The 26,973-nt window shown below is 59.9% G+C and carries 29 protein-coding genes; all 29 read left to right on the forward strand.

What is annotated here, in order from left to right; all coding sequences use genetic code 11:
- Positions 1–2 precede the first annotated feature (2 nt).
- The 29 genes from fliH (at position 3) to NL64_RS00995 (ending at position 26,869) form a co-directional block, all read left to right on the forward strand.
- Positions 3–800 (forward strand): flagellar assembly protein FliH, encoded by a 798-nt coding sequence (gene fliH, locus NL64_RS00855; protein ID WP_034146276.1) that lies wholly within the window; start codon positions 3–5, stop codon positions 798–800.
- The gene (gene fliI, locus NL64_RS00860; RefSeq protein WP_034146277.1) at positions 790–2,148 is read left to right on the forward strand and encodes a flagellar protein export ATPase FliI; all 1,359 of its coding nucleotides are present in this window, start codon (positions 790–792) and stop codon (positions 2,146–2,148) included. The genes fliH and fliI overlap by 11 nt, the downstream gene beginning before the upstream one ends.
- A 6-nt stretch (positions 2,149–2,154) precedes the next feature.
- Positions 2,155–2,604 carry a flagellar export protein FliJ gene (gene fliJ / locus NL64_RS00865; RefSeq protein WP_034146278.1) on the forward strand — a complete coding sequence of 150 codons (450 nt, stop codon included), beginning with the start codon at positions 2,155–2,157 and terminating at the stop codon, positions 2,602–2,604.
- A 206-nt stretch (positions 2,605–2,810) separates the two neighbouring features.
- Positions 2,811–3,110 carry an STAS domain-containing protein gene (locus tag NL64_RS00870; protein ID WP_034146279.1) on the forward strand — a complete coding sequence of 100 codons (300 nt, stop codon included), beginning with the start codon at positions 2,811–2,813 and terminating at the stop codon, positions 3,108–3,110.
- 5 nt (positions 3,111–3,115) lie between these two features.
- A complete protein-coding gene (locus NL64_RS00875) occupies positions 3,116–4,822 on the forward strand; it encodes an ATP-binding SpoIIE family protein phosphatase (RefSeq protein WP_034146407.1) in 1,707 nt (568 codons plus the stop codon).
- A 30-nt stretch (positions 4,823–4,852) separates the two neighbouring features.
- Positions 4,853–5,209 (forward strand): Hpt domain-containing protein, encoded by a 357-nt coding sequence (locus tag NL64_RS00880; protein WP_034146280.1) that lies wholly within the window; start codon positions 4,853–4,855, stop codon positions 5,207–5,209.
- A gap of 83 nt (positions 5,210–5,292) precedes the next feature.
- Entirely contained in the window at positions 5,293–6,651 is a 1,359-nt protein-coding gene (locus NL64_RS00885; RefSeq protein WP_034146281.1) for a flagellar hook-length control protein FliK, read from the forward strand.
- 198 nt (positions 6,652–6,849) lie between these two features.
- Positions 6,850–7,350, forward strand: coding sequence for a flagellar basal body-associated protein FliL (gene fliL / locus NL64_RS00890; RefSeq protein ID WP_034146282.1), 501 nt, complete (start codon positions 6,850–6,852; stop codon positions 7,348–7,350).
- A 9-nt stretch (positions 7,351–7,359) separates the two neighbouring features.
- On the forward strand, positions 7,360–8,328 hold the full coding sequence (gene fliM / locus NL64_RS00895; RefSeq protein WP_034146283.1) for a flagellar motor switch protein FliM: 969 nt from the start codon (positions 7,360–7,362) through the stop codon (positions 8,326–8,328).
- Positions 8,329–8,394: 66 nt separating this feature from the next.
- On the forward strand, positions 8,395–8,853 hold the full coding sequence (fliN, locus tag NL64_RS00900; protein WP_034146284.1) for a flagellar motor switch protein FliN: 459 nt from the start codon (positions 8,395–8,397) through the stop codon (positions 8,851–8,853).
- Positions 8,854–9,300, forward strand: coding sequence for a flagellar biosynthetic protein FliO (fliO, locus tag NL64_RS00905; protein ID WP_034146285.1), 447 nt, complete (start codon positions 8,854–8,856; stop codon positions 9,298–9,300).
- On the forward strand, positions 9,300–10,058 hold the full coding sequence (gene fliP / locus NL64_RS00910) for a flagellar type III secretion system pore protein FliP (protein ID WP_034146286.1): 759 nt from the start codon (positions 9,300–9,302) through the stop codon (positions 10,056–10,058). The genes fliO and fliP overlap by 1 nt, the downstream gene beginning before the upstream one ends.
- Positions 10,055–10,324, forward strand: a complete 270-nt coding sequence (gene fliQ, locus NL64_RS00915; protein WP_034146287.1) for a flagellar biosynthesis protein FliQ — start codon at positions 10,055–10,057, stop codon at positions 10,322–10,324. The genes fliP and fliQ overlap by 4 nt, the downstream gene beginning before the upstream one ends.
- Positions 10,325–10,327: 3 nt before the next feature.
- Positions 10,328–11,113 (forward strand): flagellar biosynthetic protein FliR, encoded by a 786-nt coding sequence (gene fliR / locus NL64_RS00920; protein WP_034146288.1) that lies wholly within the window; start codon positions 10,328–10,330, stop codon positions 11,111–11,113.
- Between the two features lie 3 nt (positions 11,114–11,116).
- On the forward strand, positions 11,117–12,256 hold the full coding sequence (gene flhB / locus NL64_RS00925) for a flagellar biosynthesis protein FlhB (RefSeq protein WP_034146289.1): 1,140 nt from the start codon (positions 11,117–11,119) through the stop codon (positions 12,254–12,256).
- A 211-nt stretch (positions 12,257–12,467) separates the two neighbouring features.
- Positions 12,468–14,597, forward strand: coding sequence for a flagellar biosynthesis protein FlhA (flhA, locus tag NL64_RS00930; RefSeq protein ID WP_034146290.1), 2,130 nt, complete (start codon positions 12,468–12,470; stop codon positions 14,595–14,597).
- Between the two features lie 11 nt (positions 14,598–14,608).
- Positions 14,609–15,937 (forward strand): flagellar biosynthesis protein FlhF, encoded by a 1,329-nt coding sequence (gene flhF / locus NL64_RS00935; protein ID WP_034146291.1) that lies wholly within the window; start codon positions 14,609–14,611, stop codon positions 15,935–15,937.
- Between the two features lie 116 nt (positions 15,938–16,053).
- Positions 16,054–16,884 (forward strand): flagellar synthesis regulator FleN, encoded by an 831-nt coding sequence (gene fleN / locus NL64_RS00940; protein WP_008001746.1) that lies wholly within the window; start codon positions 16,054–16,056, stop codon positions 16,882–16,884.
- Positions 16,881–17,621 carry an RNA polymerase sigma factor FliA gene (gene fliA / locus NL64_RS00945; protein WP_007894214.1) on the forward strand — a complete coding sequence of 247 codons (741 nt, stop codon included), beginning with the start codon at positions 16,881–16,883 and terminating at the stop codon, positions 17,619–17,621. The genes fleN and fliA overlap by 4 nt, the downstream gene beginning before the upstream one ends.
- 166 nt (positions 17,622–17,787) lie before the next feature.
- Positions 17,788–18,159 carry a chemotaxis response regulator CheY gene (locus NL64_RS00950; RefSeq protein WP_003183998.1) on the forward strand — a complete coding sequence of 124 codons (372 nt, stop codon included), beginning with the start codon at positions 17,788–17,790 and terminating at the stop codon, positions 18,157–18,159.
- A gap of 19 nt (positions 18,160–18,178) precedes the next feature.
- Complete coding sequence (locus NL64_RS00955) at positions 18,179–18,967, forward strand: protein phosphatase CheZ (protein ID WP_034146292.1); 789 nt, start codon at positions 18,179–18,181, stop codon at positions 18,965–18,967.
- A gap of 54 nt (positions 18,968–19,021) precedes the next feature.
- Positions 19,022–21,277: a chemotaxis protein CheA gene (locus tag NL64_RS00960; RefSeq protein ID WP_034146293.1), complete on the forward strand. Its 2,256-nt coding sequence runs from the start codon at positions 19,022–19,024 to the stop codon at positions 21,275–21,277.
- Between the two features lie 49 nt (positions 21,278–21,326).
- Positions 21,327–22,463: a protein-glutamate methylesterase/protein-glutamine glutaminase gene (locus NL64_RS00965; protein ID WP_034146294.1), complete on the forward strand. Its 1,137-nt coding sequence runs from the start codon at positions 21,327–21,329 to the stop codon at positions 22,461–22,463.
- Positions 22,463–23,203, forward strand: coding sequence for a flagellar motor protein (locus NL64_RS00970; protein ID WP_034146295.1), 741 nt, complete (start codon positions 22,463–22,465; stop codon positions 23,201–23,203). Before NL64_RS00965 ends, NL64_RS00970 begins: the two co-directional genes overlap by 1 nt.
- Positions 23,204–23,218: 15 nt before the next feature.
- A complete protein-coding gene (motD, locus tag NL64_RS00975) occupies positions 23,219–24,109 on the forward strand; it encodes a flagellar motor protein MotD (RefSeq protein WP_034146296.1) in 891 nt (296 codons plus the stop codon).
- Positions 24,110–24,152: 43 nt separating this feature from the next.
- Positions 24,153–24,941, forward strand: coding sequence for a ParA family protein (locus tag NL64_RS00980; RefSeq protein ID WP_034146297.1), 789 nt, complete (start codon positions 24,153–24,155; stop codon positions 24,939–24,941).
- A gap of 132 nt (positions 24,942–25,073) precedes the next feature.
- Positions 25,074–25,949, forward strand: coding sequence for a CheW domain-containing protein (locus NL64_RS00985; protein WP_034146298.1), 876 nt, complete (start codon positions 25,074–25,076; stop codon positions 25,947–25,949).
- A gap of 41 nt (positions 25,950–25,990) precedes the next feature.
- Positions 25,991–26,476 carry a chemotaxis protein CheW gene (locus NL64_RS00990; RefSeq protein ID WP_007980742.1) on the forward strand — a complete coding sequence of 162 codons (486 nt, stop codon included), beginning with the start codon at positions 25,991–25,993 and terminating at the stop codon, positions 26,474–26,476.
- On the forward strand, positions 26,477–26,869 hold the full coding sequence (locus tag NL64_RS00995; RefSeq protein ID WP_034146299.1) for a DUF2802 domain-containing protein: 393 nt from the start codon (positions 26,477–26,479) through the stop codon (positions 26,867–26,869).
- The last annotated feature ends 104 nt before the right edge of the window (positions 26,870–26,973 follow it).

Below are 26,973 nucleotides of genomic sequence, written 5' to 3' on the forward strand. Positions count from 1 at the left end.
CCATGGCCAAGCATGATGAGTCACCCACTGACCTGATCCGGGCCAGGGATGTCAGTGGTTTCGCTGCCTGGGCGCTGCCCAGCTTCGACCCGCCCGCACCCGAGCCAGAACCGGAGCCGGAACCCGAGCCGCCGGAAATGGAAGAAGTGCCGCTGGAAGAAGTCCAGCCACTGACCCTCGAAGAACTCGAAAGCATTCGCCAGGAAGCCTACAACGAAGGCTTCGCCACCGGTGAGCGAGAGGGATTTCACAGCACCACGCTCAAGGTTCGTCAGGAAGCCGAAGTCGCGCTGGCCGCCAAGATCGCCGGTCTCGAGCAACTGATGACGCATCTGTTCGAGCCCATCGCCGAGCAGGACACCCTGATTGAAAAGTCCTTGGTCGATCTCGTGCAGCACATCACCAAACAGGTGATTCAGCGCGAACTGGCCATCGACTCAACGCAAATCGAACACGTCATGCGCGAAGCCCTCAAGCTCCTGCCGCTGGGCGTCGGCAATGTGCGGCTGTACATCAATCCGCAGGATTTCGAGCAGGTCAAAGCCCTGCGCGAGCGTCATGAAGAAACCTGGCGCATTGTTGAGGACGAGTCGCTCTTGCCTGGCGGTTGCCGGGTCGAAACCGAACACAGCCGTATCGACGCCACGGTCGAAACCCGCGTCAAGCAGGTCATGGACAAGCTGTTCGATCAGCTTCACGATCAAGCGCTGCACCCGGCCGCACCGGACCTTAGCCTTGAGTTGCCGATCGAAGCCAAACCGGTGACCGCGCCAGAACCGGACGCGCCTGATGCGCCTTGAACGCACCAGTTTTGCCAAGCGCCTGGGCAGTTATGCCGAGGCCGCGACACTGGCCGGCGCCCCGATCCTCGAAGGCCGCTTGCTGCGCATGGTCGGCCTGACCCTCGAAGCCGAAGGCCTGCGCGCCGCCATGGGCAGCCGCTGCATGGTCATTAACGATGACAGCTATCACCCGGTGCAGGTTGAAGCCGAAGTCATGGGTTTCTCTGGCAGCAAAGTCTTCCTGATGCCGGTCGGCAGTGTCGCCGGCATCGCACCCGGCGCCCGCGTTGTTCCCTTGTCGGATACCGGGCGTCTGCCGATGGGCATGAGCATGCTCGGCCGGGTGCTCGACGGTGCCGGTCGTGCGCTGGACGGCAAGGGCGGGATGAAGGCCGAAGACTGGGTGCCGATGGACGGCCCGACCATCAACCCGCTCAAGCGTGAACCAATCAGCGAGCCGCTGGACGTGGGCATTCGTTGCATCAACGGCATGTTGACGGTCGGTCGCGGTCAGCGGCTCGGCTTGTTCGCCGGTACCGGCGTCGGTAAATCCGTACTGCTAGGCATGATGACCCGCTTCACCGAGGCTGACATTATCGTCGTCGGGCTGATCGGCGAGCGGGGTCGTGAAGTTAAAGAGTTCATCGAGCACATCCTCGGTGAAGAAGGGCTCAAGCGTTCCGTAGTGGTGGCGTCCCCAGCGGACGATGCGCCGCTGATGCGTTTGCGCGCGGCCATGTACTGCACGCGGATCGCCGAGTACTTCCGCGACAAGGGCAAGAACGTCCTGTTGCTGATGGATTCCCTGACCCGTTTCGCCCAGGCCCAGCGGGAAATCGCCCTGGCCATCGGCGAGCCTCCGGCGACCAAGGGTTATCCGCCGTCAGTGTTCGCCAAGTTGCCGAAACTGGTGGAGCGGGCCGGTAATGCCGAGAAGGGCGGCGGTTCGATCACTGCGTTCTACACCGTGCTGTCCGAAGGCGATGACCAGCAAGACCCGATTGCCGACTCGGCGCGAGGCGTGCTCGACGGGCACATCGTTTTGTCGCGGCGACTGGCCGAGGAAGGTCATTACCCGGCCATCGATATCGAAGCGTCCATCAGCCGGGTGATGCCGGCGGTGGTATCGCCGGAGCACATGATGCGTGCGCAGTATTTCAAGCAGTTGTGGTCGCGCTATCAGCAGAGCCGCGATTTGATCAGTGTCGGTGCCTACGTCGCTGGCGGCGATCGCGAGACCGACCTGGCAATTTCGCTGCAACCGCAGTTGGTCAAATACCTGCGTCAAGGACTCAACGACAGCATCAGCCTGGGCGAAAGCGAAGCGTATCTCGCGTCGATCTTCGCGCCCGCGGCGGGCGGTTAACCGGCCATGGCCCAGACTCGGGCAGGGCGTCTGGCGCCCGTGGTGGAGATGGCTGAAAAGGCCGAGAAAACCGCGGTGCAGCGTCTCGGGCATTTCCAGGGTCAGGTGCGACTGGCGGAAAGCAAACTCGCCGACCTCGAAGCCTTTCGTCTCGATTATCAAGAGCAGTGGATCGTGCGCGGCAGCAGTGGCGTCTCGGGCCAGTGGCTGTTGGGTTATCAAGGGTTCCTGGCGCAACTGGGCACGGCCATCGACCAGCAGCGGCAAAGCCTGGCCTGGCACCAGAACAATCTGAACAAGGCGCGGGAAACCTGGCAGCAGGCGTTCGCCCGGGTCGAAGGCTTGCGCAAACTGGTGCAGCGATACATGGATGAAGCGCGGGCGCTGGAAGACAGGCGCGAGCAGAAATTGCTCGACGAATTGTCCCAGCGGTTGCCGCGGCAGGATGCGTATTGAGTCAGGTGAACCGTGTATCGTTCATCGCGGGCAAGCCACGCTCCCACGGGATTAGTGTTGTTTTTGAAATGTCGCCAATCCTGTGGGAGCGTGGCTTGCCCGCGATGGCGATCTGATGGGCACCACGATATCCAAACCTTGCCCCAACCTCTACCAAATGCTAAACCTTGTACAAGAAGGTTCCCCAATGACAAGGAAGCCATGACATGTCAGTTATTACAGAAATCTCTCCCGATGGACAAAAACTGACGATATCGGTCAAGGGACGATTCGATTTCGCCAAGCATCAGGAGTTTCGCGAATCCTACGAGAACAAAGCGCTCACCGCAGTGGTGGTCGACTTGAAGGAAGCAACCTATCTCGATAGCTCTGCACTGGGCATGTTGCTTCTATTGCGCGACCACGCCGGTGGCGAGGATTCCGACATTCGCGTCGTCAACAGCAGTTCTGACGTACGGAAAATCCTCGCGATTTCCAACTTCGACAAACTGTTCGACATCACTTGATCACCGTGCAATCTGCACTCGAATCGCTGACGATTCTTATCGCTGAAGACAGCGCGGCCGATCGCATGCTGCTGTCGAGTATCGTCCGCCGCCAAGGTCATGAAGTATTGACGGCGGCCAACGGTGCCGAGGCGGTCGAAGCGTTCCGCCAGCAGCGACCGCAACTGGTATTGATGGATGCGATGATGCCGGTGATGGACGGCTTCGAAGCTGCCCGGCAGATCAAGGAGCTGGCCGGGGAAACCTTGGTGCCGATCATCTTCCTCACTTCACTGTCCGAAAACGAAGCGCTGGCCCGTTGTCTGGAAGCCGGTGGCGACGACTTTTTGGCGAAGCCCTACAACCAGGTGATCCTCGCCGCCAAGATCAAGGCGATGGATCGCTTGCGGCGGTTGCAGGCGACCGTGTTGCAACAGCGTGACCAAATTGCCCGCCACCACGATTACTTGCTCAACGAGCAGCGGGTGGCCAAGGCTGTGTTCGACAAAGTGGCCCACTCTGGCTGCCTGAATGCCCCCAATATCCGCTACCTGCAATCCCCTTACGCATTGTTCAACGGCGATCTACTGCTGGCTGCGTTTACCCCGGCCGGCGACATGCATGTGCTGCTCGGCGATTTCACTGGTCATGGCCTGCCGGCCGCAGTCGGTGCGATGCCTCTGGCCGAAGTTTTCTACGGCATGACCGCCAAGGGTTACGGCTTGCCGGAAACCCTGCGCGAGATGAATGCCAAGCTCAAGCGCATCCTGCCGGTGGACATGTTCTGCTGCGCAACGCTGATGTGCCTGAGTTTTCAGCGCCGCTCTGTGGAGGTCTGGAATGGCGGCATGCCGGACGGTTATCTGCATAGCATTGCCAGCGGTGAACGAACGCCGCTGACGGCCCGGCATTTGCCGCTTGGCGTGCTGAGCCCGCAGACATTCGATGATCGCACCGAAGTGTTTCCGATGGCGCTCGGAGATCGGGTGTTCCTGTTGTCTGATGGAGTGGTCGATACCTGCGATGCCAATGATCAGTCGTTCGGTGTGGAGCGCTTGCAGCAGGTGTTCGCAGCCAATCGACAGCCTGATTTGCTGTTCGAAGAAATCGAGCAGGCGTTGCGGGACTTTCGCGGTGAAGCGCGTGACGATGTCAGCATGGTCGAGATCAGCCTGCTGGAACCGGCGCAGCTGACGCCGCCAGCGCTGGTCTATTCCGACAGCGGCCAGTCCTGCCCGCTGGACTGGTCGGTGAGTTTCGAATATCGCGCTGCTACGCTCAAACGCTTCAATCCGCTGCCGTATCTGTTGCAATTGCTGCTTGAGGTCCATGGCCTGCGAGCGCAAAGCGGGGCGTTGTACAGTGTAATGGCCGAGTTGTACTCCAATGCGCTGGAGCATGGTGTGCTTGGCCTGGACTCAAGCCTCAAGCGCGATGCCTCGGGTTTCGCCCGCTACTATCAGCAACGCAATACGCGCCTTGACGAGCTGCAAGACGGGTTTGTGCGGGTGCATTTGCAGGTAACGCCTGATGGCGAGGGTGGTCGCCTAGTGATTCGCGTCGAGGACAGCGGCAAGGGATTTGATGTCGAACGTGTGATGGAACGCCCCGTAGACCCTGTCCGTTTGTCGGGGCGCGGGGTCAGTCTGATCCGCCAATTGGGGCGTAATGCCCGTTGGTCCGACGATGGTCGATGTGCCCGCGTGGAGTTTTACTGGGAGGCTCTGGCATAATCCGCGCATTCTTGATCAAGGAGTGAGCAAGTGGCTGACACACATCTGGATCCCGACGTGCTGAGCGCGTTGCGGGAGGTCATGGAGGATGGGTTTTCGACGTTGATCGATACCTTCCTCACGGATTCCAAAGAGCGGTTGCAGCGGATTAAGGCTGGCGATGCTGCGCAGATCTTTGAAGCCGCACATAGCTTCAAAGGTAGCAGCAGCAACATGGGCGCCTTGGTTCTCGCCTCGCTATGTCATGAACTTGAACAGTTGGCCAAGGACAACGATCTTCAGGGAGCAGGCGTACTCGTCGATAAAATTGAACAAGAGTTCGACTTGATTCGCCCGCTCTATGAAGCAGAGCGTGAACGTTCTTCTTTTACCGTCGGGCGCTTTTGATACTGGCTTGAAAGAACTGGCTCGACCCTTGCAGTAATCTCCGTAACTGTACCTACGATCCCAGTACAGCGGAGACCGTTTAAATGCCCGTGACCCCCAATTTGCTTCTTCAGGCCGCCGCGCAGGCCAAGACTCAAGCTGCCTCCGCCAATTCCACGGCGTTGAGCGCTGAGCCCGGGGACAAGGCGTCCAGCTTCGCTCAGGTCTATGCCAGGCAGGCGCAGAACAAGCCCGTTGCGACTGATGATGCACCGACCCGGTCGACGCGTGACAAGGCTGCGGACAGCACCGGCAAAAAAGATCTCGCCGACAACAAATCTGCCGCCGCCGAACCGGCAGTTGCCGATAACGGCAAAACCTTGCCCGCCGATAAACCGGCAGCGTCCGATGATCAGGCCGCCAGCGATGATGACGCGCAGACCGCACCAACGCCGGTTGTCGATGCCGCACCGATTGATCCGGCGCTTGATCCAGCCTTGATTCAGCCAGTGGTCACCGCGCCCGTAGCGGTCACGCCGCCGGTGGTTGAGACTGCGCAGCCAGTGGCCGAAGTACCGGTCTTGGCGGCCGCGGCATCTGCCGTGACGACAGCGGTCGCCACCGCGGACAGCGATTTCGATCCCGAAGCCGATCCCCTCGACGCATTACCCGCCCTGCGCATGGCCATGGAGCAGAGCGGACATGTTTCCGCCTCCAGCCAGGCGCAGCCGAAAGCGGAACCGACTTCCGCCCAGGCTCAGGCTGATGGCGAACAAACGTCGGCGCAGAACTTTGCCGCAGGCATGGCCGGCATGCTCGATGTGCAGGCCGACAAGGACAGCACCGGTCAGGGCAGCGACAAGGCCTTCAGTGGCCTGATCGACGATGGCCTGAAGGACCTCAAGTCAGCTACCAGCGATACCCGTGTCGACGATTTCGCGAACCGTCTGGCGGCGCTGACGCAAGCCGCGACACCGAAAACCGCCAACGCATTGCCGGTGAATCAGCCGATCGCCATGCACCAGAGCGGCTGGACCGAGGAAGTGGTGAATAGGGTCATGTACCTGTCGAGCGCCAATCTGAAAGCGGCCGACATCCAGTTGCAACCGGCCGAACTCGGGCGCCTGGATATTCGCGTGAACATGGTGCCGGACCAGCAGACCCAAGTGACGTTCATGAGCGCTCATCCGGGCGTTCGCGAAGCGCTGGACGGCCAGATGCATCGCCTGCGTGACATGTTTGCGCAGCAGGGCATGGGCCAGGTCGACGTCAACGTGTCCGACCAGTCCCGTGGCTCGCAACAAGGGCAGGAACAGGCGCAACAGCAGGGGCAGAGTGGACGTGCCACGGCCAGTGGCAGTCGCCTCGATTCGATGGATGACGACGTCGCTCCAAGTGTTGCTGAAGTGGCGCCTGCGGTCACCAGCGTGATTGGTTCCAGCGCGGTCGATTACTACGCCTGATAAAACGGGGCACCCCCGAAAAGATCGCAGCTTCGGCAGCTCCTACAGTGGAATGATGTACACCCTGTAGGAGCTGCCGAAGGCTGCGATCTTTTGCTTTTCAATACCCCGCCATTTTTCTTCAGTTACTTCTGGCATAACACTTGCTCTTGCCTTGCCGTGCGACTGTGAAAACCCGATTAGTGACGGATTATTGGCATGGCGAAGAGCGACGCAGCAGTAAAAGACCCCGCAACCAAAGGCAAACTCAAGCTGATTATTTTGATCGTAGTGGCCCTGCTGCTGGCGATCGGCTTGTCCGTGGGGGCGACCTGGTACTTCATGCACAGCGCTCAGAGCAAGCCTGCCGCCGTGGTTGAAACCGCGCCACAAGGCAAACAACCGGCGATATTCGAGTCGATGGCGCCGGCGTTCGTGGCCAACTTCAACCAGAACGGTCGTCAGCGCTACATGCAGGTGAGCATCACCATGCTCGGCCGCAACCAGGTCGATCTGGACGCGCTGAAAGTCCACATGCCGGTGATCCGCAATAACCTGGTCATGCTGTTCTCCGGGCAAGACTTCGCCACGCTCGCATCGCCGGTCGGCCAGGAAATGCTGCGGCAGAAGGCCACGGCCAGCGTCCAGGAAGTAGCACAGAAAGAACTCGGCAAAGTGGTCGTCGAACAGTTGCTTTTCACTAATTTCGTACTGCAGTAGGAACACGACATGGCCGTGCAGGACCTGCTGTCCCAGGATGAGATCGACGCGCTGTTGCATGGCGTCGACGATGGTCTGGTACAGACCGATATCGCTGCCGAACCCGGCACCGTCAAAAGCTACGACCTGACCAGCCAGGATCGCATCGTCCGTGGACGCATGCCGACCTTGGAAATGATCAACGAGCGTTTCGCCCGCTACACGCGCATCAGCATGTTCAACATGCTGCGCCGCTCGGCGGATGTGGCGGTCGGTGGCGTGCAGGTGATGAAGTTCGGCGAATACGTGCACTCGCTGTACGTGCCGACCAGTCTCAACCTGGTCAAGATCAAGCCGTTGCGCGGCACCGCGTTGTTCATCCTCGACGCCAAACTGGTGTTCAAGCTGGTGGACAACTTCTTCGGTGGCGACGGCCGTCACGCCAAGATCGAAGGGCGTGAATTCACCCCGACCGAACTGCGTGTGGTGCGCATGGTGCTGGAGCAGGCCTTCGTCGATTTGAAGGAAGCCTGGCAGGCGATCATGGAAGTGAATTTCGAGTACATCAACTCGGAAGTGAACCCGGCCATGGCCAACATCGTCGGCCCGAGCGAAGCGATCGTGGTCTCGACCTTCCACATCGAACTCGATGGCGGTGGCGGCGACCTGCACGTGACCATGCCGTACTCGATGATCGAGCCGGTGCGCGAAATGCTCGACGCCGGCTTCCAGTCGGACCTCGACGATCAGGACGAACGCTGGGTCAACGCCCTGCGCCAGGACGTGCTGGATGTCGACGTGCCGATCGGCGCCACGGTTGCCCGTCGCCAGTTGAAGCTGCGCGACATCCTGCACATGCAGCCGGGCGACATTATCCCGGTGGAAATGCCGGAAGACATGATCATGCGCGCCAACGGCGTGCCGGCCTTCAAGGTCAAGATGGGCTCGCACAAAGGCAACCTTGCGTTGCAGGTGATCGAGCCAATCGAGCGCCGCTGACCGGCGCTCCCACCCCTATTTGAAATGACCGCTTCTGATTGAAGCGTCGCTCGCCGAGGACAAATGATGGCTGACGATATGAATACCCAGGACGACCAGGCGCTGGCCGATGAATGGGCTGCGGCCCTGGAAGAAACCGGTGACGCCGGGCAGGCCGACATCGATGCGCTGCTGGCCGCCGATGCAGGCGTTTCCAGCTCCAACCGCTTGCCAATGGAAGAGTTCGGCAGCGTGCCGCGCAACAACGATCCGGTTAGCCTTGAAGGCCCGAACCTGGACGTGATCCTCGATATCCCGGTGTCGATTTCCATGGAAGTGGGCAGCACCGACATCAACATCCGCAACCTGCTGCAACTCAACCAGGGTTCGGTGATCGAGCTCGATCGCCTGGCCGGTGAGCCGCTGGACGTGCTGGTCAACGGCACGCTGATCGCTCACGGCGAAGTGGTGGTGGTCAACGAGAAGTTCGGCATCCGCCTGACCGACGTGATCAGCCCAAGCGAACGCATCAAGAAGCTGCGCTGAGTGAAAAAGCTTTTCGGTTTAGTGCTCGGGTTGGCGTTGCCGTTTAGCGTTCTGGCGGCCGAGCCTGTTGCGACCGCGGCTGCTGCGCCCGTCGCCAGTGGCGGAGTGGCCGGGCAATTGACGCAACTGGTGTTCGGTTTGTTGCTGGTGCTGGGGCTGATCTTCTTCCTTGCCTGGCTGCTGCGCCGCGTCCAGCAGGCGGGGCCGGCAGGCAAAGGGCAGGTGATCGAGTTGATCGGTTCCCGCGCGCTGGGGCCACGTGACCGCTTGATGCTTGTGCAAGTCGGCAACGAACAGATTCTGCTCGGTCTCAGTCCCGGCACCATCACCGCGCTGCATGTGATGAAAGATCCGATTGAGGTGCCGACCGCCACCGACAAAGCGACTCCGGAGTTCGCCCAGCATCTGTTGAAGATACTCGGCAAGGATCAGAAGGATAAGAAGTAATGGGTGCGTTACGCATCGTCTTGACGCTGGCCCTGATGCTGGCCGCGCCGCTGGCGTTCGCCGCCGATCCGTTGTCGATCCCGGCGATCACGTTGGGCACCAACGCGCAGGGCGCTCAGGAATACTCGGTCAGCCTGCAAATCCTGCTGATCATGACCGCGCTGAGTTTCATCCCGGCGTTCGTCATGCTGATGACCAGCTTCACCCGGATCATCATCGTTTTCTCGATCCTGCGTCAGGCCCTTGGCCTGCAGCAGACACCGTCGAACCAGATCCTCACCGGCATGGCGCTGTTCCTGACCCTGTTCATCATGGCGCCGGTGTTCGACCGGGTTAACCAGGACGCCTTGCAGCCGTACCTGGCGGAAAAAATGACCGCCCAGGATGCCGTGGCCAAGGCTCAGGTGCCGATCAAGGACTTCATGCTCGCCCAGACCCGCACCAGCGATCTGGAATTGTTCATGCGCCTGTCCAAGCGCACTGACATTGCTACTCCGGATCAAGCGCCCTTGACCATTCTGGTGCCGGCGTTCGTGACCTCTGAACTGAAGACCGCGTTCCAGATCGGGTTCATGATCTTCATTCCGTTCCTGATCATCGACCTGGTCGTGGCCAGTGTGCTGATGGCCATGGGTATGATGATGCTGTCGCCGCTGATCATTTCCCTGCCGTTCAAGATCATGTTGTTTGTATTGGTGGATGGCTGGGCGCTGATCATTGGCACCCTGGCCAGCAGCTTCGGCGGTGTTTCGCCATGACGCCAGAAGTTGCCGTCGACATCTTCCGCGAAGCGCTGTGGCTGACCACCATGATGGTGGCGATCCTGGTGATTCCGAGTTTGCTGGTGGGCCTGTTGGTGGCGATGTTTCAGGCCGCCACCCAGATCAACGAACAAACCCTGAGCTTTTTGCCGCGTCTGTTGGTGATGCTGGTGACGCTGATCGTCGGCGGCCCGTGGCTGGTGCAGACCTTCATGGAATACATCCTGCAGTTGTACGGCAGTATTCCGCAGGTCATCGGCTAAGCCATGTCCTCGCTGCTGCAATTGACGGATACCCAGATCAGCACTTGGGTGGCGACCTTCATGTTGCCGCTGTTTCGCGTGGCTTCAATACTGATGGTCATGCCTGTGTTCGGTACGACCCTGGTGCCGCGCCGGGTACGCCTGTATTTCGCCGTGGCGATTACCGTGGTCATCGCCCCGGGCCTGCCGCCCATGCCGCCGGTGAATGCGCTGGACTTGAGCGGGTTGTTGCTGATTGCCGAGCAGATCCTCGTCGGTGCGGTGCTGGGGTTTTCGCTGCAACTGTTCTTCCAGGCTTTCGTCATTGCCGGGCAAATCGTCGCCATTCAAATGGGCATGGGCTTCGCTTCGATGATCGACCCGGTCAACGGCGTGTCGACAGCGGTCATCGGGCAGTTTTTCACCATGCTGGTGACGCTATTGTTCCTCTCGATGAATGGCCATCTGGTGGTGTTCGAAGTGCTCACCGAAAGCTTCACTACGCTGCCAGTCGGGAGCGGGTTGATGGTCAATCATTTCTGGGAGCTGGCCGGCAAGCTGGGTTGGGTGCTTGGCGCGGCGCTGGTGCTGGTGTTGCCGGCGATTACCGCGTTGCTGGTGGTCAATATTGCATTCGGCGTGATGACCCGGGCGGCACCGCAGCTCAATATTTTTTCCATCGGTTTCCCACTGATACTGGTGCTCGGGCTGTTTATCGTCTGGGTCGGTCTGGCGGACATTCTCAATCAGTATCAACCGCTGGCCTCCGAGGCTTTGCAGTTTTTACGCGAACTGGCACAGGCGCGCTGAGTCATGGCTGAGAGCGAAAGCGGTCAGGACAAAACAGAAGACCCCACGGAGAAGAAGAAAAAGGACGCTCGGGAGAAGGGTGAAATTGCACGCTCCAAGGAGCTCAATACCTTGGCCATCATGTTGGTTGGTGCCAGTGCACTGCTGATTTTCGGCGGGGCCATGGCGCAAGACATGATGGAGCTGATGCGCCTGAACTTCTCGATACCGCGGGAAGTGATCATGGATCAACGCTCCATGGCCAGTTATCTGCTGCACTCGGGACTGATTGCCCTGTGGTCGATTCAGCCGGTGATGCTTACATTGGTGCTGGCCGCCATCATTGGCCCGATTTCCCTGGGCGGATGGCTGTTCGCGGCGGGCTCCCTGGCGCCCAAGTTCAGTCGGCTCAACCCCGCACCCGGCCTCAAACGCATGTTCTCCACCAAGGCATTGGTGGAGCTGCTCAAGGCCTTGGCCAAGTTCTTCATCATCCTCTTCGTGGCCCTGGCGGTACTGTCGGCGGACATCGACGATTTGCTGCGCATCGCCCATGAACCGCTGGACCGGGCGATCATCCACAGCCTGCAATTGGTCGGCTGGAGTACCTTGTGGATGGCTTGTGGGCTGATCATCATCGCCGCCGTGGACGTCCCGGTACAGCTCTGGGAAAGCCACAAGAAACTGCTGATGACCAAGCAGGAAGTGCGCGACGAGCATAAGGATGCGGAGGGTCGGCCGGAGGTCAAGCAACGGATTCGCCAGCTGCAACGCGAAATGTCCCAACGGCGGATGATGGCCGCGATTCCCGAGGCGGACGTGGTCATCACCAACCCGACCCACTACGCGGTGGCGCTCAAGTACGACCCGGACAAGGGCGGCGCGCCAATGCTGATCGCCAAGGGCACTGACTTCCTCGCCCTGAAAATTCGCGAGATTGCGGCGGCTAATGAAATTTTGTTGCTGGAATCGCCGGGGTTGGCGCGGTCGATCTACTACTCCACGGAACTTGAGCAGGAAATTCCGGGCGGGTTGTATCTCGCTGTGGCGCAGGTGTTGGCGTATGTCTATCAGATTCGCCAGTACCGCGCGGGCAAAGGAAAGCGGCCGGAGCCGCTTAAGGATGATTTGCCGATTCCGCCGGATTTGCGGCGGGATGCTTGATCTGCTGAAAATCAAAAGATCGCAGCCTTCGGCAGCTCCTACATTGGAATGCGTTTCCCTGTAGGAGCTGCCGAAGGCTGCGATCTTTTTGATTCTGCCTCTGAAAACCCTCTATTTCCTGCCCTGGCAAAAGTTGGAAAGCTTCTTGCAGTAGCCGCCCTGCGCCTGCTTCAGGCGTCAAAAGTTTGCTTTAAAGGAACGGGGAAAACCGGTGGATCGCTCTCAGTTATTCAACACTGCTCGCACAAACGTTGCCGATTTGAGTCGGGGCAACCTGGGTGTGCCGTTGTTGCTGCTGGTCATGCTGGCGATGATGATGTTGCCGGTGCCGCCGTTCCTGCTGGACGTGTTTTTCACCTTCAACATTGCCCTGTCGATTGTCGTGCTGCTGGTCTGCGTGTACGCCTTGCGGCCGCTGGATTTCGCGGTGTTCCCGACCATTCTGCTGGTGGCGACCTTGTTGCGGCTGGCGTTGAACGTGGCTTCGACGCGGGTGGTGATGCTCCACGGTCAGGACGGTCATGCGGCCGCGGGCAAGGTGATCCAGGCCTTCGGTGAGGTGGTGATCGGCGGGAACTACGTGGTGGGTATCGTGGTTTTCGCGATTTTGATGATCATCAACTTCGTCGTGGTGACCAAGGGCGCCGGGCGGATTTCCGAGGTGAGCGCGCGATTCACCCTCGATGCGATGCCCGGCAAACAAATGGCCATCGACGCCGACCTGAACGCCGGCCTGATCGATCAGAACCAGGCCAAACTGCGCCGGATGGAAGTGGCCCAGGAAGCCGAGTTCTACGGTTCCATGGACGGTGCCAGCAAATTCGTGCGCGGTGACGCCATTGCCGGCCTGCTGATTCTGTTTATCAACCTGATCGGCGGCATGGCGGTCGGTATCTTCCAGCACGGCATGACCTTCGGCGACGCCGGCAAGGTATACGCGCTGTTGACCATTGGTGACGGTTTGGTGGCGCAATTGCCATCACTGCTGTTGTCCACCGCGGCGGCGATCATGGTGACCCGTGCTTCCGGCTCGGAAGACATGGGCAAGCAGATCAATCGTCAGATGTTCGCCTCGCCCAAGGCGCTGGCAGTGGCGGCTGGCCTGATGGCGGTCATGGGCCTGGTGCCCGGCATGCCGCATTTCTCTTTCCTGACCATGGCGGCTCTCGCAGCGGGCGGCGCCTACCTGTTCTGGAAGAAACAAAACGTCGCCAAGGTGCAGGCACTGCAAGAGGTCAAGCGTCAGCAGGAACTGTTGCCTTCGCCGGCTCGCGCCCAGGAAACCAAGGAGCTGGGTTGGGATGACGTGACACCTATCGACATGATCGGCCTGGAAGTCGGTTATCGCCTGATTCCACTGGTGGACCGTAACCAGGGCGGCCAGTTGCTCGCGCGGATCAAGGGTGTGCGCAAGAAGCTCTCACAAGACCTCGGCTTCCTGATGCCGACCGTGCATATACGCGACAACCTCGACCTGGCGCCAAGCGCCTATCGCCTGACCCTGATGGGGGTGATCCTGGCCGAGGCCGAGATTTACCCGGAGCGCGAACTGGCGATCAACCCGGGGCAGGTCTACGGCACGCTTAATGGCATAACCGCCAAAGATCCGGCTTTCGGCCTGGAGGCGGTCTGGATCGAAATCAGCCAGCGTTCGCAGGCGCAATCCCTTGGCTATACAGTGGTCGATGCCAGTACAGTAGTGGCAACTCACTTGAACCAGATCTTGTACAAGCATTCCAGTGAGCTGATCGGCCACGAAGAAGTACAGCAACTCATGCAATTGCTGGCCAAAAGCTCGCCAAAACTGGCTGAGGAGCTGGTGCCGGGCGTGGTGTCGCTGTCGCAACTGCTCAAAGTATTGCAAGCGCTGTTGGCCGAGCAGGTGCCGGTGCGCGACATTCGCAGCATCGCCGAAGCCATCGCGAACAACGCTGCCAAGAGTCAAGATACTGCCGCATTGGTGGCAGCCGTGCGCGTCGGCGTATCCCGCGCAATCGTCCAAAGCATTGTAGGCACTGACTCCGAGCTGCCAGTTATCACGCTGGAGCCAAGGTTGGAACAAATATTGCTCAACAGTCTGCAGAAGGCAGGACAAGGCTCGGAAGAGGGCGTTCTGCTGGAGCCAAGCATGGCTGAGAAACTGCAGCGTTCGTTGATCGACGCCGCACAGCGTCAAGAGATGCAAGGTCAACCGGTGATTCTGCTGGTAGCCGGTCCGGTTCGCGCGATGCTCTCGCGATTTGGCCGACTGGCAGTCCCGGGTTTGCACGTGTTGGCTTACCAGGAAATTCCTGACAACAAGCAAGTGACCATCGTTGCGACAGTAGGGCCCAACGGCTGAGGTAGTGGTTTATGCAAGTTAAGCGTTTTTTCGCCGCCGATATGCGTCAGGCCATGAAGCTGGTTCGTGATGAGCTGGGCGCCGATGCCGCCATCATTGGCAACCGCCGCATTGCCGGTGGTGTCGAGCTGACGGCTGCCCTGGATTACAAGCTGTCGGCGCTGGCTCCGCGCGTGCCGAACATGGAGCTCGAAGACGAGCTGCGCAAGACCCAATCGCGGATCGTCACCGCCCAGGCTGAATTGAGCCTGCGTAGTGATGGCGAGAGCGACAATGCGACCAATCGCCAGTTGTTCGCCGGCCTGCCGCTGACCGCCGCCGAACCGCTGATCGAACCGACCTACAGCGAGCCTCGTCGTCCTGCACCGGCCGCCGCACCTGCCTCCAGCGGTGTGGACCCACGGGCGTTCGATTCCATGCGTTCCGAGCTCAACAGCCTGCGCGAGCTGATGGAAGTACAGCTCGGCTCGCTGGCCTGGAATCAACTGCAAGGCAGCCGCCCGGCTCAGGCCAACCTGTGGCGCCGTTTGCAGCGCATCGGGCTCTCCGGCCCGTTGTCGCGGGATTTGCTGGCGCTGATTACTGATATCGAAGAACCCCGTCAGGCCTGGCGCATGTTGCTGGCGCATCTGGCGCGGATGATTGCCACACCGGAAATTGAACCGCTGGAAGAGGGTGGCGTGATTGCCATGGTCGGCCCTGCCGGCATGGGCAAGACCACCACCCTGGCGAAATTGGCCGCCCGTTACGTGCTCAAATACGGCGCGCAGAACATTGCGCTGGTGAGCATGGACAGCTTCCGCATCGGCGCCCAGGAGCAGCTCAAGACCCTCGGTCGGATTCTCAACGTGTCGGTGACGCACGTTGATCCGGGCCAATCGCTGGTCCAAGCGCTGGATCCACTGCTGCGCAAGCGCGTGGTGTTGATCGACACCGCCGGCCTGCAGGCCAGCGATCCAGCGCTGCGCATGCAGCTCGAAAGCCTGGCCGGACGAGGCATCAAATCAAAAAATTATCTGGTCCTGGCAACCACCAGCCAGAAACAGGTTCTAACCGCCGCTTATCACAGTTACAAGCGTTGCGGGCTTGCCGGCTGCATTCTGACTAAACTGGATGAAACGGCCAGTCTGGGCGAGGTGTTGAGCCTGGCCATCAGTCATGAATTGCCAGTGGCTTACCTGACCGATGGCCCGCGGATTCCGGATGATTTGCATCTGCCGCGTCGTCATCAGTTGGTCAGCCGCGCCGTCAGCGTGCAAATGCAGGAAGAACCCAGCGAAGAAGCCATGGCTGACATGTTCGCTGACATCTACCACAGTCCGACCAAGCAGGTTGGCTGAGGTAAAAATGAATCGTTTTTGTACCTACATCGATGGTCTGCCATGCATTGTTCCGTTTGTGAACGCGCAGCCAGTAATGTGGCCTCCGTCTATGCAAGACAAGGTAAAGAAATAACATGGGCAGCATGCATCCCGTACAGGTGATCGCGGTGACCGGCGGCAAAGGTGGCGTCGGGAAGACTAACGTGTCAGTGAACTTGTCCCTGGCTTTGGCTGAGCTTGGCCGGCGCGTCATGTTGCTGGACGCCGACCTGGGCCTGGCGAACGTCGACGTTCTGCTGGGACTGACACCCAAACGTACTCTGGCCGACGTGATCGAAGGCCGCTGCGAGCTGCGCGACGTCCTGTTGCAAGGGCCGGGCGGCATCCGCATTGTTCCGGCGGCGTCCGGCACCCAGAGCATGGTTCATTTGAGCCCGGCGCAACACGCCGGCCTGATCCAGGCCTTCAGCGACATCGGCGACAACCTTGACGTACTGGTGATTGACACCGCTGCGGGTATTGGTGACTCGGTAGTCAGTTTTGTACGTGCAGCGCAGGAAGTGTTGCTGGTGGTCTGCGACGAGCCGACTTCGATCACGGACGCCTACGCACTGATCAAATTGCTCAACCGCGATTACGGCATGAATCGTTTCCGCGTCCTGGCCAACATGGCCCAGAGCCCGCAGGAAGGACGCAATCTGTTCGCCAAATTGACCAAGGTCACCGACCGCTTCCTCGACGTCGCCCTGCAATACGTCGGCGCCGTGCCATACGACGAAAGCGTGCGCAAGGCCGTGCAGAAGCAGCGCGCGGTCTACGAAGCGTTCCCGCGTTCCAAGTGTTCGCTGGCGTTCAAGGCCATCGCGCAAAAGGTCGATACCTGGCCGCTGCCTGCCAACCCGCGCGGGCACCTGGAGTTTTTCGTCGAGCGCCTCGTGCAACAAACGGCAGGACCCGTGCTATGACCGCCAGCGGTTACAACCTCTACAAGAAGTCGGCGCGTGACGCGCAGTACGAGCTGATCGAGCGTTACGCGCCACTGGTCAAACGCATTGCCTACCATTTGCTGGCACGCCTGCCAGCCAGTGTCCAGGTCGAAGACCTGATCCAGGCCGGGATGATCGGCCTGCTTGAAGTATCAACAAAATATGACGCCAGCAAAGGCGCGAGTTTCGAGACGTACGCGGGCATTCGAATCCGCGGCGCCATGCTCGATGAAGTGCGCAAAGGGGATTGGGCGCCACGTTCGGTCCACCGCAATACCCGGATGGTCAGCGACGCCATTCGCTCGATTGAAGCTAAAACCGGCCGTGACGCTAAAGATCATGAAGTTGCGGCCGAACTCCAATTGAGTCTCGACGATTATTACGGGATTTTGAACGACACCCTGGGCAGCCGCTTGTTCAGTTTCGACGATCTGTTGCAGGACGGCGAACACGAAGGGCTGCACGAGGATGGCGCGAGTGCTCATCTCGAGCCGTCACGCGATCTGGAAGATGAACGCTTCCAGGCAGCGCTGGCGGACGCGATTGCCAATTTGCCGGAGCGTGAGCGACTGGTGTTGGCGCTGTACTACGACGAAGAGTTGAATCTCAAGGAAATCGGTGAGGTCCTGGGAGTCAGCGAATCTCGGGTCAGCCAGTTACACAGCCAGTGCGCGGCCCGTTTGCGGGGGCGTTTGGGAGAGTGGCGAGCGCGCTGAAGGCAGTGTGGGGGCACTGCGACGTGGCTGGTGGGGTGTTGAACCGCGCCGGTCTCGATCCGTTGTACTCCAGACAGTCATCGAGTGCTTTGCCAGATTGATTGAAATGGCGCGTCCAGGTGCTGGGCGCGTTTTAGTCTGCTTGGAGGTCGAATTGGACAAGAACATGAAAATCCTCATCGTTGATGACTTCTCAACGATGCGGCGGATCATAAAAAACCTGTTGCGTGACCTTGGGTTCACCAACACGGTCGAGGCTGACGATGGCACCACTGCCATTCCGGTTCTCAACAGCGGGAGCATCGACTTTCTGGTAACGGACTGGAACATGCCTGGCATGACCGGTATCGATCTGCTGCGCCACGTGCGTGCCGATGAAAAACTCAAGCATTTGCCAGTGCTGATGGTGACCGCTGAAGCCAAGCGCGAACAGATCATCGAAGCGGCCCAGGCCGGTGTTAACGGCTATGTGGTCAAACCCTTCACGGCCCAGGCGTTGAAAGAAAAAATCGAGAAGATTTTCGAACGCATCGGTTGAACTGCGCCACGGGGGAGCTATGGGGCATAACGAATCATCCCAGGGCGATTTTGAATCGACCCTGAAAAAACACGCCGTCGAACTGGTCGCGAGCCTTGAAAAAGGCAGGTTTGGCGATGCTGTGCAATTGATCCATGAGCTCAACCAGACCCGTGACCGCGGCCTGTATCAGGAAGTGGGCAAGCTCACCCGCGAGCTGCACAGCGCGATCGTCAATTTCCAGATTGACCCGAACATGCCGCAAGCCGAGGAAGTGTCGCAAATCACCGACGCCACCGAGCGTCTGGGGTATGTGGTCAAACTGACCGAGGCGGCTGCCAATCGCACCATGGACCTGGTGGAAAACGCCACGCCGCTGGTCAACAGCCTGGCTGACGAAGCCCAGGCGTTGAGTACGGATTGGGGACGGTTCATGCGCCGCGAAGTCGGCGCTGAAGAGTTCCGCGAACTGGCCCGGCGAGTCGACGGCTTCCTGGCACGCAGCAGCGCAGACAATCGCGCGGTGTCGAGCAACCTCAACGACATTCTGCTCGCCCAGGATTACCAGGACCTCACCGGTCAAGTGATCAAGCGAGTGACCCAACTGGTCACCGAAGTCGAAAGCAATTTGCTCAAGCTCGTGCTCATGGCCAGTCAGGTGGACCGCTTCGCGGGCATCGAACATGACCGTGAAGCGATGCTTGCAGAAAAAGATCCACAAAAACATCTCTCTCAGGGTGAAGGTCCGCAGATTCATGCCGATAAAAGAGAAGACGTTGTGTCCGGTCAGGACGATGTGGACGATTTGTTATCCAGCCTGGGATTTTAGAGTTTTAGAATTTTAGGTTTTTTGGGTTTTTAGACCTGTAGGAGCACACCCTTAATGAGCTTCGGCGCCGATGAAGAGATCCTTCAGGATTTCCTGGTTGAGGCCGGCGAGATTCTAGAGCAACTGTCCGAGCAACTGGTCGAGCTGGAAAGCCGTCCGGATGATGCGGATTTGCTCAATGCAATTTTTCGCGGTTTTCACACTGTAAAAGGGGGCGCCGGCTTCCTCCAGCTCAACGAGCTGGTGGAGTGCTGTCACATCGCCGAGAACGTGTTCGACATCCTGCGCAAGGGCGAACGTCGCGTCGACTCGGAATTGATGGACGTGGTTCTCGAAGCACTGGACGCGGTGAACAGCATGTTCAGCGAAGTCCGCGAGCGCAGCCCGATCACGGCCGCGACGCCGGAGTTACTCGCGGCGCTGGCCCGTCTGGCTGAACCGCAATCGGCTGACGAAGCCGCTCCTGCGCCTGTCGCCGAGGTTGAAGCACCTGTTGCCGAAAGCGAATCGGGTGACATCACCGACAATGAATTCGAACAACTGCTGGACTCGCTGAACGCCGTCAAGGCCCAGGCCGAGGCGCCGGCGGCTGCTCCAACGCCTGCGCCTGCCAGCGATGCGGCGTCCAGCGACGAAATCACCGATGCAGAGTTCGAGTCGTTACTCGACCAGTTGCACGGTAAAGGTCAGTTCGCCGTTGACGCGGTGGCCGCGTCTGCTGCACCTGTCGCGCCTGAAGCCCCGAAAGCACCAGGCGACAGCTCCGACATTACTGACGACGAATTCGAAGCACTGCTCGACCAGCTTCATGGCAAAGGCAACTTTGCTGTCGATGCGCTGGAATCGGCCATTGCTTCGGTGCCGACACCTGCGGCACCCACCGCCGCCGCGGCGGGCAGCGATCTGATCACCGATAACGAATTCGAAGCATTGCTCGACGAGTTGCACGGCAAAGGCAAGTTCGAAGTCGGCAGTGCAACCGGCGGCAATGCTTCCATTGCTGCCCCGGTCGCGAAGGCGGCTGTGCCGAAACCCGTGGCCAAGGCGCCTGAGCCTAAAGCTGAAGCACCGAAACCTGCTGCGGCACCGGCTCCGGCCCGTGCTCCGGCATCGGCGCCTGCGGAAAAACCGGTCAGCGAAGCCGAAACCACTGTGCGGGTCGATACCGCGCGTCTCGACGAAATCATGAACATGGTCGGCGAGCTGGTTCTGGTGCGTAACCGCCTGGTGCGCCTGGGTGCCAACAGCGCCGATGAGGCCATGTCCAAGGCCGTGTCGAACCTCGACGTGGTCACGGCCGACCTGCAGACCGCGGTCATGAAGACCCGGATGCAACCGATCAAGAAGGTCTTCGGACGCTTCCCGCGTCTGGTTCGCGACCTGGCTCGCCAGCTCAAGAAAGAGATCAACCTGGAACTGGTCGGCGAAGAAACCGACCTCGACAAGAACCTCGTCGAGGCGCTGGCCGATCCGCTGGTCCACTTGGTGCGCAACGCGGTCGACCACGGCATCGAGTCGCCGGAAGAACGCGAAGCCTCGGGCAAGTCCCGCGGTGGCAAGGTGATCCTCGCTGCCGAGCAGGAAGGCGATCACATCCTGTTGTCGATCTCCGACGACGGCAAAGGCATGGACCCGAATGTCTTGCGCTCCATCGCGGTAAAACGCGGTGTGATGGACAAGGATGCGGCTGACCGCCTGAGCGACACCGAATGCTACAACCTGATCTTCGCGCCAGGCTTCTCGACCAAGACCGAGATCTCCGACGTGTCGGGTCGTGGCGTGGGCATGGACGTGGTGAAAACCAAGATTTCCCAGCTTAACGGTTCGATCAACATCTACTCGGCCAAGGGCCAGGGTTCGAAGATCGTCATCAAGGTGCCGTTGACCCTGGCGATCATGCCGACGCTGATGGTGATGCTCGGCAACCAGGCGTTCGCGTTCCCGCTGGTGAACGTCAACGAGATCTTCCACCTCGACCTGTCGCGCACCAACGTGGTGGACGGCCAGGAAGTGGTGATCGTGCGGGACAAGGCACTGCCATTGTTCTACCTCAAGCGCTGGCTGGTCAGCTCCGCCGCTCATGAAGAGCAGCGCGAAGGCCATGTGGTGATCCTTTCGGTGGGCACCCAGCGGATCGGCTTCGTCGTCGATCAACTGGTGGGCCAGGAAGAAGTGGTCATCAAGCCATTGGGCAAAATGCTCCAGGGAACCCCGGGCATGTCGGGCGCCACCATCACCGGTGACGGTCGCATTGCACTGATTCTCGATGTTCCGAGCATGCTCAAGCGTTACGCCGCACGGCGTATTTGATTCTGGTGGAGCGGGGCGACTGAGCCTCGCTCCGTCTAACGGAGTGTTTATGGCAGTCAAAGTCCTGGTGGTGGACGATTCGGGGTTTTTTCGCCGCCGCGTCTCGGAAATTCTTTCAGCGGATTCGAATATCCAGGTCGTCGGTACGGCTACCAACGGCAAAGAGGCGATTGATCAGGCGCTGGCCCTCAAGCCCGACGTGATCACCATGGACTACGAGATGCCCATGATGGACGGCATCACCGCCGTGCGGCACATCATGCAGCGCTGCCCAACCCCGGTCCTGATGTTTTCCTCGCTGACCCATGAAGGCGCCCGGGTAACCCTGGATGCGCTGGATGCCGGCGCGGTGGACTTCCTGCCGAAGAATTTCGAAGACATCTCGCGCAATCCCGAGAAGGTCAAGCAACTGCTGTGCGAGAAGATTCTCAGCATCTCGCGCAGTAATCGTCGTGTCAGCGCCTACGCTGCCCCGACACCTGTCGCTGCACCGGCCCCGACCCCGGCGCCAGCGCCTTCGAGTGTCAGCAGTTATGGCAGCAGCGCGCCTGTGCGTCCGGCACCGGCTCCGATTCCGAGTCGTGCACCTGCGCACGCACCTTCCTCGCCGGCACCAAAACGCAAGGCCTACAAACTGGTCGCCATCGGCACGTCCACGGGCGGTCCGGTTGCCCTGCAACGGGTGTTGACCCAGTTGCCGGCCAACTTCCCGGCGCCTATTGTGCTGGTCCAGCACATGCCGGCAGCCTTCACCAAGGCCTTCGCCGAGCGCCTGGACAAGCTCTGCCGCATCAGCGTCAAGGAAGCCGAGGATGGCGACATCCTGCGTCCGGGCCTGGCGTTGCTGGCCCCGGGTGGCAAGCAAATGATGATCGACGGCCGTGGCGCGGTGAAAATCCTGCCGGGTGACGAACGCTTGAACTACAAACCGTGCGTGGACATCACCTTCGGTTCGGCGGCCAAGACCTACGGTGACAAAGTTCTGGCGGTGGTGTTGACCGGCATGGGCGCCGACGGTCGCGAAGGCGCGCGCCTGCTCAAGCAGGGTGGCAGCTCGATCTGGGCCCAGGATGAAGCCAGCTGCGTGATCTACGGCATGCCGATGGCCATCGTCAAAGCCGAGCTCGCCGATGCGATCTACGGCCTCGATGACATTGGTCGGCATCTGGTCGAGGCGTGCATCTGATGGACGTTCTAAGCCTTATCGGGATCATCCTGGCGTTCGTCGCCATCATCGGCGGCAACTTCCTTGAAGGCGGTCACCTCGGCGCGCTGGCCAACGGCCCGGCGGCATTGATCGTGCTTGGCGGGACCATTGGCGCGGCATTGCTGCAATCGCCGATGAGTGCCTTCAAGCGCGCCATGCAAATTCTGGCGTGGATATTGTTTCCGCCACGCATTGACCTGGCCGGTGGCGTCGACCGTGTCGTCAACTGGAGCCTGACCGCGCGCAAGGAAGGCTTGCTCGGTCTGGAAGGCGTGGCCGACACAGAACCTGACAGCTACTCGCGCAAAGGCCTGCAATTGTTGGTGGACGGTGCCGAACCGGAAGCGATTCGCAGCATTCTCGAAGTGGATTTCTACACCCAGGAAAGTCGCGACATCGAAGCCGCCAAAGTCTTTGAAAGCATGGGTGGTTACGCGCCGACCATCGGCATCATCGGTGCGGTGATGGGCCTGATTCACGTCATGGGCAACCTTGGTGATCCGTCGCAACTGGGCAGCGGCATTGCAGTGGCCTTCGTCGCCACCATCTACGGCGTGGCCAGTGCCAACCTGGTGCTGTTGCCAATTGCCGCCAAACTCAAATCCATCGCGTTGCGTCAGTCGCGTTATCGCGAAATGTTGCTGGAAGGGATCCTGTCGATCGCCGAAGGTGAAAACCCTCGCTCTATTGAGTTGAAGCTTCAGGGCTTCATGGATTGATGGGGGTAATGGACTATGGCTCGTCGTCGTCAGCATGAAGAACATGTAAACCATGAACGTTGGCTTGTTTCCTATGCCGACTTCATCACGTTGCTCTTCGCGTTTTTCGTGGTGATGTACTCGATCTCGTCGATCAACGAAGGCAAGTACAAGGTCATCTCCCAGGCGCTGATCGGGGTTTTCACCGACGCCGATCGCTCCTTGCAGCCGATTCCAATTGGCGAGGAACGACCGAAGACCGTGACCCCGGCCAAGCCGTTGGTCAAAGATAGCGACCAGGTTGACGCTGGTGTCGCCGGCGCCAGCGATCCATTGAAAAGCATCGCCGATGACATCAGCGCGGCGTTCGGCGACTTGATCAGCTCCAACCAGATGACCGTGCGCGGCAATGAGTTGTGGGTCGAGATCGAGCTCAACTCCAGTCTGTTGTTCGGCAGCGGTGATGCCATGCCCAGCGACATCGCGTTCAATATCATCGACAAGGTGGCGGCGATTCTGAAGCCGTTCGACAACCCGATCCACGTCGAAGGTTTCACCGACGATCAACCGATTCGCACCGCGCAGTACCCGACCAACTGGGAGCTGTCGTCGGCGCGCTCCGCCAGCATCGTGCGCATGCTCGCGATGCAAGGGGTTAACCCCGGGCGTCTGGCGTCGGTGGGGTATGGCGAATTCCAGCCGGTGGCCAATAACGCCACCGCCGAGGGCCGCGCGCGCAACCGTCGCGTTGTGCTGGTGGTGTCGCGCAATCTTGACGTTCGCCGCAGCCTCACCGGTACCGGAACGGCCAATGCGCAACCGGATGCCGCCTTGAAGCGTGCTGGCACACAAACTGCACCGACCCCGGTCAAGTCGCCGGTACGAGAGAGCGCCGTCAATTCTCCGTCACCCGCATTAACACGCTGAGCTATTTCTCGGTCGATCCATTCGGCCGGGAGGAATCATTCGAATGAGAGTCTGGGCAGTCGCCAATCAAAAGGGTGGTGTCGGTAAAACCACTTCCTCCATCGCTTTAGCCGGGTTACTGGCCGAGGCGGGCAAGCGCGTGGTCGTGGTCGATCTCGACCCTCACGGCTCCATGACCAGCTATTTCGGTTACGACCCGGACACCCTGGAACACAGCAACTACGACTTGTTCCTGCACAAGGGCAGCGTGCCCCAGGGCTTGCCCGGTCAGTTGCTGCTGTCCACCAGTGACGAACGTATTTCGCTGTTGCCGTCGAGCACCGCCCTGGCGACCCTGGAGCGCCAGTCACCGGGCCAAAGTGGTCTGGGCCTGGTGATTGCCAAGAGCCTCGCGCAGTTGTGGCAGGACTTCGATTACGCGGTGATCGACAGCCCGCCGTTGCTTGGTGTGTTGATGGTCAACGCGTTGGCGGCGAGCCAGCAACTGGTGATCCCGGTGCAGACCGAACACTTGGCGGTCAAAGGCCTGGAACGCATGGTCAATACCCTGGCGATGATCAACCGCTCACGTAAACAGGCGCTGCCGTTCACCATCGTGCCGACCCTGTTCGATCGTCGCACGCAAGCGTCCCTTGGCACGCTGCGGGTCCTGCGTGACAAGTTTCCGGAAGAAATCTGGCAGGGCTACATCCCTGTGGACACACGGTTGCGCGATGCCAGCCGCGCCGGGCTGACGCCTTCGCAATTCGACGGCAAGAGCCGTGGCGTACTCGCTTACCGCGCATTGCTCAAGCATCTGCTAGCGGCGCAACTCGTCGCGCAGGTGGCCTGAAATGAACCCGACCCGTGTAGGAGCTGCCGCAGGTTCGGTGCCGCGTTCGGACGATCTTTTGATCTGGCTTTGCGGCATTCCCAAGATTGTTAAAAGATCGCAGCCTTCGGCAGCTCCTACAGGGAGCCGTCCATGAGTCGGTTGGTGAAAATCACCTCGCGTCCGCAACTGGCGCTCCAGTCGTATCTGGACAGCTTGCTGCAAGACGCCACTGAAGAGCTGTCGCCGGAAATCGAGTCGCAGCCGGAAACAATCGAGTTCGGGGCGGTGCTGGATGAATTCCATGCCGCCGTGCTCGAAGAGCAGGCCCGCGATGCACAACAGTCCAGAGTCGCTGCCGAGCCAGTGGCCGCAGTGGTCGAACCTGAGCCTCCAATTGCGCTGGCCGTGATCGAAGCGCCGGCTCCGATTCTGGCGCCGGTTTCAACCGTCGCGCCCTTGCTGCAAACCTTGGTGCCACCGGTTGTCGAAGTTCATCTGCCGCCCTCCAACACGCCACCGCCGGTGCAAACCGACGGGCGTCCGGCATGGGCTGCCGAACCCTTCGAATGCCTGTTGTTCGATGTCGCCGGGTTGACCCTGGCGGTGCCGCTGGTGTGCCTGGGTTCGATTTATTCTCTGGCCGGTCACGAACTGACGCCGTTGTTCGGCCAGCCGGAATGGTTCCTCGGCATCCTGCCGAGCCAGGCGGGCAACCTTAAGGTGCTGGATACCGCGCGTTGGGTCATGCCCGACCGTTATCGCGAGGACTTCAAGCAGGGCCTGCAATACGTCATTTCCGTTCAGGGCTACGAGTGGGGGCTGGCGGTGCATCAGGTCAGCCGCTCGTTGCGCCTGGACCCGAACGAAATCAAATGGCGCAGCCACCGTGGTCAACGGCCATGGCTGGCGGGCACGGTGATTGAACACATGTGTGCGTTGCTCGACGTCTCCGAACTGGCCGAATTGATCGCCAGCGGTGGGGCAAAGCACATGAGCGGCAGCAAGCCGGCTCACAAACCTACATAACAGAACAACACCGCTAGGGCGGTTTCTTGAGGGGTCAGGGTATGAATGACAAGGCAACGGCGGCAAAGGGATCTGAAGATCCGATCCTGCAATGGGTGACCTTCAAACTGGACAACGAAACCTACGGCATCAACGTGATGCGCGTTCAGGAAGTCCTGCGCTACACCGAAATCGCCCCGGTGCCGGGTGCCCCAAGCTACGTGCTGGGCATCATCAACCTGCGCGGTAACGTGGTCACCGTGATCGACACCCGTCAGCGCTTCGGCCTGATGAACGCCGAAATCAGCGACAACACCCGCATCGTGATCATCGAAGCCGACAAGCAAGTGGTCGGGATCATGGTCGACAGCGTGGCCGAAGTGGTTTACCTGCGTCAGTCGGAAATCGAAACCGCGCCGAACGTCGGTAACGAAGAATCCGCCAAGTTCATCCAAGGCGTGTGCAACAAGAACAACGAACTGCTGATCCTTGTCGAACTGGACAAGATGATGAGCGAAGAAGAATGGTCGGAACTGGAGAGTATCTGATTGATTCTTGAGGTTGCGGTCATTGTCCTGTTCCTGTTGTGGGCAGGCACGCTGGCAATGTTTCTGGCGTACATTCGCGCTCAAAAGCAGATCGCCGCGCAACAGGCCCAGGGTGAAGCGCTGCGCGATCAGCGCATCAAGGACCTGGCCAAGCGCGTTGACGACTATCAGAACGGCAACGTGCGCATGGGCGAAGACCTGCACGAGCTGCGCTCGATCGTCGCGCCCTTGCCGGACAAACTGGCTCAGCTGGAACAGCGCGACCCCACCAGCCTGTCATTCGCCCAAGCGGCGCGACTGGTCGGGATGGGCGCAAGCGTCGACGAGCTGACCCAGTCCTGCGGCTTGACCCAGGCTGAAGCGGAGTTGATGAGCAAGCTTCACAAGAACTGAGAAGATCAAAAGATCGCAGCCTCGTTTTACAAGACCGCTCCTACAGGGTGTACGCCATTCCAATGTAGGAGCTGTCTCGTAAAATGAGGCTGCGATCTTTTTGC

It is taken from the genome of Pseudomonas fluorescens, from assembly GCF_000802965.1.
GTDB lineage: Bacteria > Pseudomonadota > Gammaproteobacteria > Pseudomonadales > Pseudomonadaceae > Aquipseudomonas > Aquipseudomonas fluorescens_A.

Excerpts from the sequence above, each read along its gene's own strand:
- NL64_RS00950 (WP_003183998.1), top strand. The coding sequence starts at position 17,788 with ATGAAAATCCTCATCGTTGATGACTTCTCAACGATGCGGCGGATCATA.
- fliL (WP_034146282.1), top strand. The coding sequence starts at position 6,850 with ATGGCGAAGAGCGACGCAGCAGTAAAAGACCCCGCAACCAAAGGCAAA.
- NL64_RS00965 (WP_034146294.1), top strand. The coding sequence starts at position 21,327 with ATGGCAGTCAAAGTCCTGGTGGTGGACGATTCGGGGTTTTTTCGCCGC.
- fliA (WP_007894214.1), top strand. The coding sequence starts at position 16,881 with ATGACCGCCAGCGGTTACAACCTCTACAAGAAGTCGGCGCGTGACGCG.
- NL64_RS00870 (WP_034146279.1), top strand. The coding sequence starts at position 2,811 with ATGTCAGTTATTACAGAAATCTCTCCCGATGGACAAAAACTGACGATA.
- NL64_RS00985 (WP_034146298.1), top strand. The coding sequence starts at position 25,074 with ATGAGTCGGTTGGTGAAAATCACCTCGCGTCCGCAACTGGCGCTCCAG.
- flhF (WP_034146291.1), top strand. The coding sequence starts at position 14,609 with ATGCAAGTTAAGCGTTTTTTCGCCGCCGATATGCGTCAGGCCATGAAG.
- NL64_RS00885 (WP_034146281.1), top strand. The coding sequence starts at position 5,293 with ATGCCCGTGACCCCCAATTTGCTTCTTCAGGCCGCCGCGCAGGCCAAG.
- NL64_RS00970 (WP_034146295.1), top strand. The coding sequence starts at position 22,463 with ATGGACGTTCTAAGCCTTATCGGGATCATCCTGGCGTTCGTCGCCATC.
- fliQ (WP_034146287.1), top strand. The coding sequence starts at position 10,055 with ATGACGCCAGAAGTTGCCGTCGACATCTTCCGCGAAGCGCTGTGGCTG.
- fliM (WP_034146283.1), top strand. The coding sequence starts at position 7,360 with ATGGCCGTGCAGGACCTGCTGTCCCAGGATGAGATCGACGCGCTGTTG.
- fliI (WP_034146277.1), top strand. The coding sequence starts at position 790 with ATGCGCCTTGAACGCACCAGTTTTGCCAAGCGCCTGGGCAGTTATGCC.
- fliJ (WP_034146278.1), top strand. The coding sequence starts at position 2,155 with ATGGCCCAGACTCGGGCAGGGCGTCTGGCGCCCGTGGTGGAGATGGCT.
- NL64_RS00980 (WP_034146297.1), top strand. The coding sequence starts at position 24,153 with ATGAGAGTCTGGGCAGTCGCCAATCAAAAGGGTGGTGTCGGTAAAACC.
- fliR (WP_034146288.1), top strand. The coding sequence starts at position 10,328 with ATGTCCTCGCTGCTGCAATTGACGGATACCCAGATCAGCACTTGGGTG.
- motD (WP_034146296.1), top strand. The coding sequence starts at position 23,219 with ATGGCTCGTCGTCGTCAGCATGAAGAACATGTAAACCATGAACGTTGG.
- NL64_RS00955 (WP_034146292.1), top strand. The coding sequence starts at position 18,179 with ATGGGGCATAACGAATCATCCCAGGGCGATTTTGAATCGACCCTGAAA.
- flhB (WP_034146289.1), top strand. The coding sequence starts at position 11,117 with ATGGCTGAGAGCGAAAGCGGTCAGGACAAAACAGAAGACCCCACGGAG.
- fliP (WP_034146286.1), top strand. The coding sequence starts at position 9,300 with ATGGGTGCGTTACGCATCGTCTTGACGCTGGCCCTGATGCTGGCCGCG.
- NL64_RS00990 (WP_007980742.1), top strand. The coding sequence starts at position 25,991 with ATGAATGACAAGGCAACGGCGGCAAAGGGATCTGAAGATCCGATCCTG.
- fliH (WP_034146276.1), top strand. The coding sequence starts at position 3 with ATGGCCAAGCATGATGAGTCACCCACTGACCTGATCCGGGCCAGGGAT.
- fleN (WP_008001746.1), top strand. The coding sequence starts at position 16,054 with ATGGGCAGCATGCATCCCGTACAGGTGATCGCGGTGACCGGCGGCAAA.
- NL64_RS00960 (WP_034146293.1), top strand. The coding sequence starts at position 19,022 with ATGAGCTTCGGCGCCGATGAAGAGATCCTTCAGGATTTCCTGGTTGAG.
- fliN (WP_034146284.1), top strand. The coding sequence starts at position 8,395 with ATGGCTGACGATATGAATACCCAGGACGACCAGGCGCTGGCCGATGAA.